Below are 12,758 nucleotides of genomic sequence, written 5' to 3'. Positions count from 1 at the left end.
ATACCATGAGGCTGACTTTGCACTGATTACCAACCTGTCGGGGCTCACCATGTATCAGCTGAAGTCGGTCGCCATCCTTGAATACCGTAAGTCCGTTGCGTTGAGCCATTCCCTTGCCCCAAAAGTCCCTGTGGTTTGACGTCAGAGTGTAGAATCAAATGACAGCCTTCGCGAGTCACCTTAGCCCTGTGTCGTATAATTCAACAAATCATCCGATACCGCGCCCTTCACTAAGAGCGTCAGGGCAACCTGAATTACCGTTCTGACTATTTATCCCCTGTATTTATCGGGTTATACTGGATTAATTCATTCACCTGCACAGAACTGATTGAAAAACAATCACATTTTAAATTAATGTGCACAGGTCAACCGCTGCGATTTATCGCCCAACCATGGACAGACTATGAAGCCTGCTAACAATCACGGTATCAAACGCATCTTTCGGGCCACAGGCTTTTCAATTAAAGGGTTGAAAGCGGCCTGGATCCACGAGGCCGCCTTTAGACAAGAACTCATACTGACAGTACTGCTGCTCCCTATCGCCCTCTTCGTGGAGATCAGCACCGTAGAGCGATTATTACTGATCTTCACCCTGTTTATTGTCTTGATTGTTGAACTGCTCAACTCGGCAATTGAAGCCGTCGTCGACCGCGTCGGCAGTGAAATCCACCCTTTAAGCGGCCAAGCCAAAGATATCGCTTCTGCAGCGGTATTTCTAAGCCTGCTGTTATGTGGCATTACGTGGTTAACTATCCTCACGCCAGTATTTTTTTAATTCACCATCAAGATAACAAAACACCTTTCATCCCTAAGCTGAAAGGCGTTTTGTTAAGATGTCTTTAGCACAGCGGCTTAGCTTTTTTGCGGATCATCAATTAAAAAATTAATCGCCTGCTTTATCTGTTCAAGACGATCGTTTTCAGTCCAATAGGCCGCATAAACTCGCCGTGAAATTGCCTGAGCCCCAGCCACAAGGTGCAACTGCCGCTGATGAAGTAAACTTTGCACTAAATGCTCGGGCAAAAATGCACAGCCTCCGTTATGTAAAATAAAATCCAAGGCGATTCGGGCCGAACTCGTATGCAAGGTCGGCACTGGCAAGGCGGCGTATTCTTGGGCATGAATAATATTAAAGGCGGTGCCCCAGTCAACTTTGACATACTGCCCCGGCACCACAGCATTCAGCTGCATGTCTGGCAAGCTAGAAACCAAGACTAAATGAATTTGCCCGAGCTGGACTAATTCAAATTGCTCCAGTGTCGGTGGCTCAAAGGAAATGGCGATATCTAAGGTTCTATCCATCAATTGGCGGGTCATCACCGCCGCTGGCAAGATCTCCGTGCGCAATGCCACGCCCGGTAAGCCAACATGCAAATGCTGCAAATACCCCTGCAGATAAGCATCCCAAATATTGGGCGCCGCTCCAATGGCCAACTGAGTTGACTGTAATTGGCTGAGGGAAACATCCTGCTTGGCTCGCTCCCATGCAGTTAACACCGCCTCTGCATGGCCTAACATGCGCTCACCCGCTGGCGTAGGCTGAATGTTATTACGTTGACGCTCAAACAGCGCCACCCCCAGAATACTCTCAAGTTGTTTAACCCGAAAACTCACGGCACTGCGAGTAAGATAAAGATTTTCGGCCGCTTTACCAAAATGGCGCGTACGGGAAACCTCGAGAAAAGTCTTAAGTAAATCGGTATCCATAAAAATTCTTGACCATCATTGGCAAATTTTTTTGATTTATAAATCAATAATACTAGCCAATACTCCTGTTGCAAATGTTTGTCTATCAAAAACCAAAAGGTTACTGCCATGTCTGAACAGTCTATTTCAAACGCTAGCAAGGGTTCTGAGACGGTTAACGGCTCAGCGGCCAGTTTTGTATCACACAAACGTTTCTATGATGACGTCAATTTTCCCAAAGGTTTTAAGCGCAGCGGTGATTTCACCAGTAGAGAAGCCGAACTCCTTGAATTACATGGTTATGCGATGAAAAACTTGGCGGAAGGCAAAGTACTGCCCGCCACCCCAGATGAAACGCAATTTGTCGACGTCATCAAAGGAAATCGCACACCCAGTAGCTTGTTGGAGCAGATCTGGGTAAAGTACCGCAAACTCGCCCTAGGTAAACCCTTTTATGCCGTGGTTGGTACCGTCCATCTGCCAGCGGCCAAAACGGAAAGCGAGCCAGAAGTCGTATTTGATGATGATATTGATGATGTTCAGGAAGAACCTGAACCCGAGGATAAAGAATGAAAATTAAGGTTTGCGATTAAATGCGTGGCTGGATCTTATATAAAGAAACCGCGACTCAGCTAAAACCTGAATTGTATGAAATCGAGCGTCTACTGGAAGCTGCGAAGGCAGACAACATAGAGTTAGAAGTTTACGCACCTGATGAATTTGACTTAACGGTCACGAGAGAAGATAACAAGAGTATTTTGCTGAACGGGCAAGCTGTTGAGTTGCCTGACTTTATCATCCCACGCATGGGCTCAGGCACCACCTATTTTGCCCTCGCGATTATTCGCCATTTAGAGCGTCTTGGGGTGTATTGCCTTAATCCTTCTAAAGCGATTGAGATTGTCAAAGACAAACTCTTCTCCCAACAATTGTTGGCCGAGAAGAATTTGCCGACGCCCAAAACCATGTTGGTTAAATTTCCCGTTGACATTGAACTGGTTGAGCGGCATTTAGGCTTTCCGGTGGTGATAAAAACCTTATCGGGCTCGCAAGGTAGCGGCGTCTTTTTATCCCATAAGGCACGGGAGTTTGATGATTTAATGCAACTCATCGAAGCGACCAATAAAAATGCCAATATTATTTTGCAAGAGTTTATCTCTAACAGCCATGGCCGTGATTTACGCGTGTTTACTATCGGTGGTCGTGTGGTCGGTTGCTATGAGCGACGTGGCCAAGAAGACAGCTTTAAAGCAAACGTAAGTGCCGGTGGCTCAGCGCGTCCTTTTGCCATTACACCAGAAATTGAGTGGCTTGCGACGCAAACGGCCAATATTCTCGATCTGGATGTTGCGGGTATCGATTTACTCTTTGATAACGGCCACTACAAAATTTGTGAAGCCAATTCATCCCCCGGATTCGAGGGCTTAGAATCTTGCTTGAATGTCGATATTGCCGCGCAAATTTTGCACTTTATCCGCATTCGCCTAGGAATGTTTAATAAAGATGAGCCTAGTAGCCCAAAGATGTTAACGACCACAAGCTCAGAGTCAAATAAAGACACTGCTGGGAGTAACGCCACTGCGACGAGTGATCCTCAGTCGTAATCTGCCAGCGAAAAGCGTTCAGCAAAATCACAGGGGGGGGAGAAAGCGTGTGCTTTCTCCCCTTTTTTAAACACCCAGCGGCAATATTGCGCCTAACGCGCTAAGCCCGCGGCCAATACCAGCCAGCAGTGTCGATGTGTCAGACCGCTTTCCTGTGCCTCGCGTTTTAACTCACTCACAGCTTGAGCCATCAAACTCATTCACGCCCGGCTTGCTCACGTTTTGCTTTAAAATCAGAATCTTCTAGCCACCGCGGCCAGTTATTACTATTGGCTAAATTGGCCAAAATAGCCGCCATTAAAGCAAGATCTTGGCGTACACCTTCAAGTGACCAGTTAGGATCATAATCATCTGCACCACGATGATATTTATGAGCAATATAATCAGGATCCGTATCCCCAAGGCTCATAAATAACAATCCCGGCACCCCTTGCTGAGCTAAGGCAAAATGATCAGAGCGAAACATTAACCCATGTTGTGGCCGCGGATCCGCTTTAACGACCCGCCCCTGAGCCTTAGCGGCAAGAGCTAAATCCTGTTCAAGTTCCGAGACGCCCTCACCATATCGCAGGATATAATCGACACCTTGCCCCATATTCATGCCATCGATGTTTAAAAACGCCACCATATTGTGGGTCGGTACACTGGGATGCTTGGCAAAATGTTGCGCCCCCAACAAGCCGGTTTCTTCGGCGGTAAAGGCACTAAACACAATCGAGCGCGCTAATGGGGCGTTCAATGACTGTTGCTTAAAGTACCTCGCAAGGGCCAGCACCCCCGCCACCCCACTGGCGTTATCCACCGCGCCGTTAATAATTTCGGGCTGACCATTTTCCAGCACCGTCCCGAGATGATCCCAATGCGCGTGCATCATCACCACTTCTTCTGGGCGAGTGCTGCCAGGCAATATTGCCGCCACATTATGGGACTGGGCTCGCTCAATATGATTTTTTAAGCTCAACTGTGCCTGCAATTTCAATGGCATCGACTTAAAATGCCGTTGTGCTGCCTGCTGTTTGACGGTATCAAAATCCAATCCCGCTTTGGCAAAGATTTTTTGGGCAACACTATGTTGGATCCAGCCCATCACACCAAGCTGATCTTGATTTCGATCTGCATCGACCAAGGCAAATTTAGTGCCGGTATTAGAGTTTTGCACCACTTCCCAACCATAGGCCGCGGGTGCGGTTTCGTGCACAATAAAGACGGCCTTAGCGCCTTGGCGAGCTGCCTCTTCGTACTTGTAGGTCCAGCGACCATAGTAAGTCATGGCATTGCCCTTAAAGATCTGTGGATCTTGCGTAGCAAAGCCAGGATCATTGACTAACACGATGACGGTCTTACCTTTTACATCGACACCTTGATAGTCATTCCACTGATATTCAGGCGCATTTATCCCATAACCCACAAATACAACATCACTATTATCGAGAGTCATTGTCTCGACAAGCCGTTGGGTTCTGGCGGTAAACTCACTGCCATTGGCAAAGGTCATCCCCGCGATATCAAGCTGCATATTCGGATCGGCAGTGATTTGTGCCAGTGGTACGGCCTGCAAATAGCTCTCACCAAAACCGGGCAGTAGCCCCATCTCTTTAAAGGCTTGTTCAAGATAGGTTATCGTCAATGTTTCGCCCTCAGATAAAGGCGCCCGTCCACCAAAAGCGTCGCTGGCTAAGGTTTTTACATCGGTACGATACTGGGTTAAATCCAACTGCGGCATCACAGAGGGCGTCGCGATCGCCGGCAGGGACAAGATGGCGCCAAGGCCACTGGCAAGGATGAAATTTTTCACGAGTTTATCCCAAGTTATTATCATTATTTACTTTTAAGGATAAACTCTACCATATTCCCCCCATATTGTGATCCCAAGATGAGGGATGCCTCAACGGTGAACTGCGTGATTTTAGGATAACCTGAATCGCACCAAGCGTTCTGCCAAGGGGTTTATGGGTCGTTTTATTGATTAGGGCACTGCATGTCACAAGAATCATTACAAATTGCTGCGCAAAATTTAAAAAAAGCGGTTCCGCTGATGCTCAAACATCGGATCCCCACCACTCCCACTAACTATGCGTTATGGTACGCCTATGTTGATGAACAATTGCCAGAGCTAAATCAACATCTCGACACCCTAGTCGCCCAATATAACACCTGTCCGCCCATTAATAGCGAGTTACTCTATCGTCAATACATTGCCGATAGCGTGGAGCTAGATGTGCGCGAAATGCGCCAAAATCTCGATGCCATGGTCTGCGAATTATCCCAGTCGCTTAAGGATACCCAGGCTGACACCACCCAATTCCAATCCCGGTTTGAGCATAACTTAGCCAAGCTCAATCGCATTGAAGATGAAGGCGTTACGATTGAACAAGTGCTGGATTTGGTGCGCAACTTAGTCAAAGAGTCTGACCATATTCGCGCCAATACCGTCTTTTTTTCAGAGCAACTCCAAAGGGCACAAACGGAGATCGATGCCCTGAAACACAAGCTGCAACAGACAGAAAAAGACGTCCTCTATGATGCGCTCACCGGTTGCCTAAATCGGCGGGCCTTCGATGACGATTTCAGCGGCGTGTTAAGCCAAGCCCCTGAAGGCTGTTGTATTATTTTGGCTGATATTGACCACTTTAAAGTGTTTAACGACAGCTATGGACACCAGTTAGGCGATCAAGTACTACGGGCCGTTGCCAAACGTCTGCAAGAATTTTGCCGAGAGGGCTGTAAGCTGTACCGATTTGGAGGCGAAGAATTTGTCATTATCATCCCCAAGAGCCAATTACGGATCGCCAGACAATTGGCAGAATCGATGCGTAGAGGGATAGAAAAGCTCACACTAAAAGATCGCAAAAGCGATAAGCGCGTTGACCATATCAGCGCCTCCTTTGGAGTTGCTCAGTGGCAAGCCAAACAAACCAGTATTCAACTAATTGAACAAGCAGATAAATTGCTCTATGAGGCTAAACGTCTCGGCCGTAATCGCGTCATGCCCATCAATGGTTAAATCGAGTAAATCAATGGCGATGGTTGAGAAGATTAGCAGGATTTGCTCAACCGTCAGCAAAACGAGAAGGCATTTTGCGGCATTACAGTAAAATGCAAAACGCCTTTCACTCGCAATAAACTCTGATGGCTGACAGGCTCTCCGCTTCTTTTCTCCAACCATCTCTATATGGGGTTAATCCGCGCCTTAATACCTTACACTGCCGCGCCAGCTTAACACTGTCGATTTCAGATTATCTGTGTATCGCCCAACTCTTGCCCTAGACCACATTTTACAAGAGCCTTAACTGTTATCGCCTCATTGACGCTAAAGAACCCATTATATGAGCACCCATAGTGCATGATGGGTAATGCGATTGGTAATTTAAACGTCAGCAAGCGCCATATCACTCCGGAGCCGTGACGAAATAGTCTGCATTCCTTCTCATATAGAATATTTGCGCTCGCTAATAAACCCTCGGGAATTCGCGAATGATAAAAATGGCAAACTCATTGTGCCGATGTTATCGTTCAAATCCCAACATGGAAATCACCGCAATATCTCACCTGCAAAAAGCAATTACAATGTTGGCATCACACATCACATTTACCTCGTGTATGGCGAAAACGAATGTCGTGCTATGTTAATTTTAATGAGCAGCGTCTCAGCAACGATAATAGTGAAGATTGATCGAATGAAACCACCTATCATATATCAGTGCTTTTTCTATTATGTCTGACTTTAACAACGCAAATAAACATCTTTACAACATCATCGCTAAATATCTATCAAGCAGAGAACATGATGTAACCAATTAATTTAAAAGCAATTAGGATAAATTATGCGTACATTTACCAGTAAAAAGCTCCACGCTAAATCAATACTTATCATCGCATTGACAACCGCGATCAGTGGCTGCGAGCAACCTACCGAACCCGTCGCGACTGATATCTCGTTTTCCCGGCCAGCAATGATTGAAGAAATTACGGCCTCTGACATTTCAGGATTGAGTTTTACTGGCACAGTCAGAGCGTCCCAGAGAGCTGAGCTTTCTTTTAAAACATCGGGAAAAATCGTCAAAATTTACTTACAAGAAGGCTCAACCGTGAGCCAAGGTCAGCTATTAGCCGAACTCGATAATACGGAACAGAAAATCGCGTTAAAATCGTCCAAAACGCAGTACGACAGAGCAGAGTCAGACTACCAACGAGGGCTAACTATTTTTAACTCAACCCAAGCGATATCCAAAAGTGATTTAGAGAAACTCAAAACAGAACGTGACTTGGCCAAAAATAAATACAACACCGCCCAAGAGACACTGGAATATACAAAAATCACCGCCCCCTTTTCCGGGGTCATTACAAAAAAACTGGTTAATGAATTTTCTGTCATCCAACCTAATCAACCACTCTTTATATTACAAAATCTAAATAATTTAGAGGCGGTAATCGATGTTCCTTCTAAACTTTTTGCTGAAGGTAGCCGAAATATAAATGCGGTTGGCGAAGTCGAAGGTATTAACAATGTTAAATTTCCACTCTATTATCGCTATTTTACGCTCGATGCAGAAAAGTCAACACAAACATACAGTGTTGTCTTAGCATTTTCAGATTTAAAAAATCAAAATGTATTACCAGGCATGTCAATTACGGTATCGCCACAGACAGATGATGCAACTGCCATCAATATTTCAATCCCAATTAGCGCGATTATTCCTGACAACATGGGGAAGAAATATGTCTGGATTGTTGATGCCAACAATAAAGTCTTAAAGCAATATATAGAAACAGGTACGTTACTGGGTGATAGAATTGTTGTTAATAATGGTTTGACGCCCAAGGATAGAATCATTATTGCTGGCGTAAATGCGTTAAAAGATGGCGATCTTGTTAGACCACTTGATGCTGATGGAGTAAGCAAATGAACATTGCAGCCTATTCGATAAAGAAAAGGAATAGCCTTTGGGTTATGATATTTCTATTATTACTTGGAGGTTTTATTAGCTACAAGGGGCTAGGTCGATTCGAAGATCCTGAATTTATTATTCGCCAAGCGGTGATTATGACTCCCTATCCAGGCGCCTCGGCCGTTGAAGTCGCAGATGAAGTCACTGAAGTGATTGAAACTGCCGTGCAGTCTTTACAAGAACTCAAAGAAGTTAAATCTATTTCGAAACAAGGGAGTTCAGAGGTTACCGTTGAAATCAAACTTGAATTTTCGAAAACCAAAGCAGAACTAGACCAAGTTTGGGATAAACTGCGCCGAAAAGTATCCGATGCACAAAGGAATTTACCCAACGGTGCCGGACCTTCATTTGTCAATGATGACTTTGCCGATGTTTATGCCCTCTTCTATGCCATTACAGGCCCTGGTTATACCGATAAACAACTCAATGACTATGTAAAATTTTTACAGAAGGAATTGGCTTTAGTAAAAGGTGTCGCGAAGACAGCGACGTTAGGCACAAAATCAGAACAAATCTTTATTGAGCTCTCTTCAGAACGTTTGCAACAATATGGTGTAAGCCTTGAACAGGTATATCAAACACTGAAAAACCAAACATTAGTGACCTTAGCTGGAGACATTGAACTCGATGGTATGCGCATTCCAGTGCTCCCAAATAATACCGTACTGAAGATTGAGGACTTAAAAAGGCTAAAAATAGGCATCAGTACCAGTAATAACTTACTACAACTCAAACAGATAGCGAATATATATCAAGGATATAAAGAACCCGCCAGCGTGTTAATGACATACAATGGTCAACATGCTATTGGCTTAGGTATTTCGAATGTCTCAGGTGGCAATGTGGTTGAAATGGGGGACGCCGTCAAACAGCGTTTAGCCCAACTGGAATCTCAGCGCCCCTACGGCATGGAACTCAATGAAATCTCAATACAATCTGATTCTGTGAGAGCATCTGTCGCCAACTTTGTCGATAATCTGATTGCGGCAGTCGTAATTGTATTTGTTGTGTTATTAATCTTTATGGGAGTCAGATCAGGCATCATTATTGGGTTTGTTTTATTATTAACCGTCGCGGGTACATTAATTATTATGTTAATTGATGATATTGCGATGCAACGGATATCACTTGGCGCCTTAATTATTGCGCTTGGTATGTTAGTCGATAATGCCATTGTGGTAACCGATGGCGTATTAGTACGACTACAACAAGGAGAAGACAAACTTACCGCAATAAATGAGGTTGTAGATTCAACTATTTGGCCACTACTGGGCGGTACTGTTGTGGGTATACTGGCCTTTAGCGCCATCGGTTTATCCCCAAGTGATATGGGAGAATATGCAGGTTCTTTATTCTGGGTAATTTGCTATTCGATGTTTTTAAGTTGGTTATTTGCTATCACAATTACCCCGCTGTTGTGCTATCAATTTTTGACCGTTGATAATAGCAAAACAACCGCGAAAGAAAGTCGTATCTTAGTTTTTTATCACAAAATACTTATCTTAGTTTTACGCAATCGACTCATCTCTGGCGCGGTATTGCTCGGATTATTAGTGATCGCCGTGGCTAATATGGGCCGCATACCTCCCGGGTTTATGCCAGAATCACAAAGAGCTCAATTTGTCGTAGATGCATTTTTACCCCAAGGCACTGATATCAATAAAACCGGCCATATGATGGTAAACATGAGCCAGTTTGTTAAGCAGAAGGAACATATTACCAATGTGACTTCATTCATTGGCAGTGGTGGCTTAAGGTTTATGTTAAGTTATGCACCCGAGCCAAGAAATTCAGCCTATGGCCAACTGTTAATTGATGTGGATGATTACAAAAACATCGATACATTAGTCGACGTATTACAAACTGAATTATCGCAAGAGTTTCCAGATGCTTCGATCAAAGTCTGGAAATTTATGCTTGGCCGTGGCGGCGGTAAAAAAATTGAAGCGGGCTTCTCGGGGCCTGATCCTAAAGTACTCAGAGCGCTTGCTGAAGAAGCGAAAGCACTCATGAACGCGGATAAAAATCTGATAGCGGTTCAAGATGATTGGCGCCAACAAATCCCAGTTATCAAACCCCATTACCTACCAGAAATTATGCAGCAACAAGGATTAACTGCTAAAGAGCTTAATCAAGCCATTGCTCAATCATTAAATGGCCGCCAAATTGCGCAGTTCCGCCAGAACGACGATCTGATTCCTGTGGTGGTCACCGCTCCTGAAAATGAGCGAAGACATGATAGGGTGATTGAAAATGTCAGCGTATACAGTGAGCAAAGTCAGGCTTTCGTCCCGATGAGTCAATTTGTTTCTGATGTTGGCCTCGAATGGGAAGACTCATTAATCCGTAAAATTAACCGGATCCCGACTATCCTCACACAAGCCGATCCTGCACCGGGCATGTTATCCAGTGATGCATTCAATAGTATTAGGCATAAAATCGAGCAAATCCCATTACCTGATGGCTATCAGTTGACCTGGTATGGCGAATATAAAGCTTCAAACGATGCCAACGAAGGGATTGCCATTTCTGCGCCTTATGGATTTGCGGCAATGATCTTAGCGGTGATTTTTATGTTTAATGCATTTAAACAACCCATCGTTATTTGGATGACCGTACCACTGGCTGTTATTGGTGTAGTCGTTGGGCTAGTGATATTTCAAACCCCCTTTGAATTTATGGCCATCTTAGGCTTTTTAAGTTTAATTGGCATGATGGTAAAAAATGCCATTGTGCTAGTTGATCAGGCAGATAATGATATTCGAGAAGGTACGGCCCCCTTTGATGCCGTGGTAGGTGCAGCCTTAAGCCGTGCAAAACCGGTGGTATTAGGTGCTGCAACCACGATTATGGGTGTAGCTCCCCTGCTCTTAGATCCCTTCTTTAAGAGCATGGCTGTCACAATTATGTTTGGTTTGCTGTTTGCTACAGCGCTGACACTCATTGTGATCCCCTTACTCTATGCCGTGTTATTTAAAATCCAAAGATAATCTTAACGGGAGCCTTCGGGCTCCCATTTTGCATAACAAGCTATTATTAATAAAAATATCTCACCTGTGCCACCTAACTCGCCTACGGCACATGACTCGCCCTAACAACTCGCCGACGACAGAACTCGGATTAACTCACGGCCAAAATAAAACATCAATCCACAAGTCACTCTGGCTACGCGATGGTGATGTTGAATCTTATGTGGCCCTTGTTAAACATTTATCCTCCTTGCGATTTGAGGGAGCAAATTGGGGTTATGATGTGCTTGCTGTTTGATTTTTGCTTAAAAAACCAAACAATTTAGGCACTTATAATTGCATTCATTCACTGTTACACCTATATTCCCACTGCAGAAAAAAATACTGCACATTGAAAAAGGCAAACCAGTTGAAAAGCTGGGACGCAAAACCACCGGTCTAAGGGGCGATAGTACCTATGATAGCGGGGATGCCATTGGTATCAGATCCGTCACTTCGGGTGATGGGTCTCGTTGACGCGTGTTGCCTTATTGAATTAATGATATCAATAAGGAAAATGTATGTTTAAAACTCGATTTACCCCTGTGGCGGCACTTATCGCCACGGCGTTATTGCCACTCACGGCTAACGCTCAAATCACCATGCAGCAAGCATCAGAACTCACCTTCAGCACGATTAACAGTATGAAGCAACGGTCGATGGCGAATGATGGTGTGATCGTTGAAAATAACAAACGCTATATCATCCATAATAATCAACGTTTTGAATTGCACGACAATCACTACCCTAAATTCCCCTTCCCCTATGGCGATAATGCGCGGGCACCATACTATGCTGCATTTCCGTTTTTAGATGATAAATGGGACATCGTGATAAATGATAATAATGGCTTTTATTTCATTCATGATGAATTTGGCAGCATGAGCTCCGATGTCATCGGCTGCTTTATTGAATATTTTCCGCACCCGAGTTTCACCGATGAGCGGATAATGCGCTTTGAAAATACGGAATGCCTCGGCGCCCCTAATATTAGCGACGTTAAGGTATCAGGCATATTTGATGTCGGTGCCACGATAACTTGGCAAGGCCATGCCGCCGGCAATCAATATCAACTTAGGCTTAGCCAAGTTGGCAGTACTCAAGTTGGCAATACTCAAGCAACGCAGCACTTCACTGCCACGGCCCCAGAGTTTTACCTCGGTAACCTAGAGGCACAGACCGATTATCAACTGACTATCGAGGCGTGTAACACCACTGACTGTGTGACACTTGAGCCCATCAGCTTCACCACCGAGGCAAGCAAAGCCGGCTTCCATGATGGCATTCGTAACCTCAATCACCTCGAGGGTGAAATTGAAGCGCACGTATCTCTGATGCAAAGCCACAGCTTAACCGCGCCTTTTGGTAACGATGAATTAAACACCCCAGATGTGGTGATGCACCGTGAAGCCATGCTGCTTTTGAGTCATAAAGCTCAAGATATCAACCAATTATGGGTAGAAGTATATCAAGAGGGTGAGCTTATCAGCCGTGAGAGCATGCTCTCGCCC

9 protein-coding genes and 1 riboswitch are annotated in these 12,758 nt (G+C 44.8%); of the genes, 7 read left to right on the top strand and 2 right to left on the bottom strand.

Going from position 1 to position 12,758, the window contains the following annotated elements:
- Positions 1–403 precede the first annotated feature (403 nt).
- Complete coding sequence (locus ACRCZA_RS13295; RefSeq protein WP_438674900.1) at positions 404–775, top strand: diacylglycerol kinase; 372 nt, start codon at positions 404–406, stop codon at positions 773–775.
- A gap of 77 nt (positions 776–852) precedes the next feature.
- Here ACRCZA_RS13295 and hdfR read toward each other — a convergent pair whose 3' ends face one another.
- The gene (gene hdfR / locus ACRCZA_RS13290) at positions 853–1,707 is read right to left on the bottom strand and encodes an HTH-type transcriptional regulator HdfR (RefSeq protein WP_438674899.1); all 855 of its coding nucleotides are present in this window, start codon (positions 1,705–1,707) and stop codon (positions 853–855) included.
- A gap of 108 nt (positions 1,708–1,815) precedes the next feature.
- On the opposite strand from hdfR, the gene ACRCZA_RS13285 reads away from it, so the two are divergent.
- Both ACRCZA_RS13285 and ACRCZA_RS13280 read left to right on the top strand, forming a co-directional pair.
- Entirely contained in the window at positions 1,816–2,259 is a 444-nt protein-coding gene (locus ACRCZA_RS13285; protein WP_438674898.1) for a DUF413 domain-containing protein, read from the top strand.
- A 20-nt stretch (positions 2,260–2,279) separates the two neighbouring features.
- A complete protein-coding gene (locus ACRCZA_RS13280; RefSeq protein ID WP_438674897.1) occupies positions 2,280–3,290 on the top strand; it encodes an ATP-grasp domain-containing protein in 1,011 nt (336 codons plus the stop codon).
- Between the two features lie 196 nt (positions 3,291–3,486).
- Here the strand turns inward: ACRCZA_RS13280 and ACRCZA_RS13275 are convergent, their stop codons facing one another.
- Positions 3,487–5,109, bottom strand: a complete 1,623-nt coding sequence (locus ACRCZA_RS13275; RefSeq protein WP_438674896.1) for a M28 family metallopeptidase — start codon at positions 5,107–5,109, stop codon at positions 3,487–3,489.
- A 159-nt stretch (positions 5,110–5,268) separates the two neighbouring features.
- Between ACRCZA_RS13275 and ACRCZA_RS13270 the strand changes: the two genes are divergently transcribed.
- The 4 genes from ACRCZA_RS13270 to ACRCZA_RS13255 all read left to right on the top strand — a co-directional run.
- Positions 5,269–6,294 (top strand): GGDEF domain-containing protein, encoded by a 1,026-nt coding sequence (locus ACRCZA_RS13270; RefSeq protein ID WP_438674895.1) that lies wholly within the window; start codon positions 5,269–5,271, stop codon positions 6,292–6,294.
- An 820-nt stretch (positions 6,295–7,114) separates the two neighbouring features.
- Positions 7,115–8,197, top strand: coding sequence for an efflux RND transporter periplasmic adaptor subunit (locus ACRCZA_RS13265; protein ID WP_438674894.1), 1,083 nt, complete (start codon positions 7,115–7,117; stop codon positions 8,195–8,197).
- On the top strand, positions 8,194–11,229 hold the full coding sequence (locus tag ACRCZA_RS13260) for an efflux RND transporter permease subunit (RefSeq protein WP_438674893.1): 3,036 nt from the start codon (positions 8,194–8,196) through the stop codon (positions 11,227–11,229). The genes ACRCZA_RS13265 and ACRCZA_RS13260 overlap by 4 nt, the downstream gene beginning before the upstream one ends.
- A 368-nt stretch (positions 11,230–11,597) precedes the next feature.
- Positions 11,598–11,685, top strand: a riboswitch (cyclic di-GMP riboswitch).
- Positions 11,686–11,768: 83 nt separating this feature from the next.
- A partial coding sequence (locus ACRCZA_RS13255; protein WP_438674892.1) for a hypothetical protein occupies positions 11,769–12,758 on the top strand: 990 nt, incomplete at its 3' end.

It is taken from the genome of Shewanella sp. (genome assembly GCF_051658185.1).
Lineage (GTDB): Bacteria > Pseudomonadota > Gammaproteobacteria > Enterobacterales > Shewanellaceae > Shewanella.
This window is presented reverse-complemented; position numbering and strand designations above follow the sequence as displayed.

Coding starts and splice junctions, on each gene's coding strand:
- ACRCZA_RS13295 (WP_438674900.1), top strand. CDS start 404: ATGAAGCCTGCTAACAATCACGGTATCAAACGCATCTTTCGGGCCACA.
- hdfR (WP_438674899.1), bottom strand. CDS start 1,707: ATGGATACCGATTTACTTAAGACTTTTCTCGAGGTTTCCCGTACGCGC.
- ACRCZA_RS13285 (WP_438674898.1), top strand. CDS start 1,816: ATGTCTGAACAGTCTATTTCAAACGCTAGCAAGGGTTCTGAGACGGTT.
- ACRCZA_RS13280 (WP_438674897.1), top strand. CDS start 2,280: ATGCGTGGCTGGATCTTATATAAAGAAACCGCGACTCAGCTAAAACCT.
- ACRCZA_RS13275 (WP_438674896.1), bottom strand. CDS start 5,109: ATGATAATAACTTGGGATAAACTCGTGAAAAATTTCATCCTTGCCAGT.
- ACRCZA_RS13270 (WP_438674895.1), top strand. CDS start 5,269: ATGTCACAAGAATCATTACAAATTGCTGCGCAAAATTTAAAAAAAGCG.
- ACRCZA_RS13265 (WP_438674894.1), top strand. CDS start 7,115: ATGCGTACATTTACCAGTAAAAAGCTCCACGCTAAATCAATACTTATC.
- ACRCZA_RS13260 (WP_438674893.1), top strand. CDS start 8,194: ATGAACATTGCAGCCTATTCGATAAAGAAAAGGAATAGCCTTTGGGTT.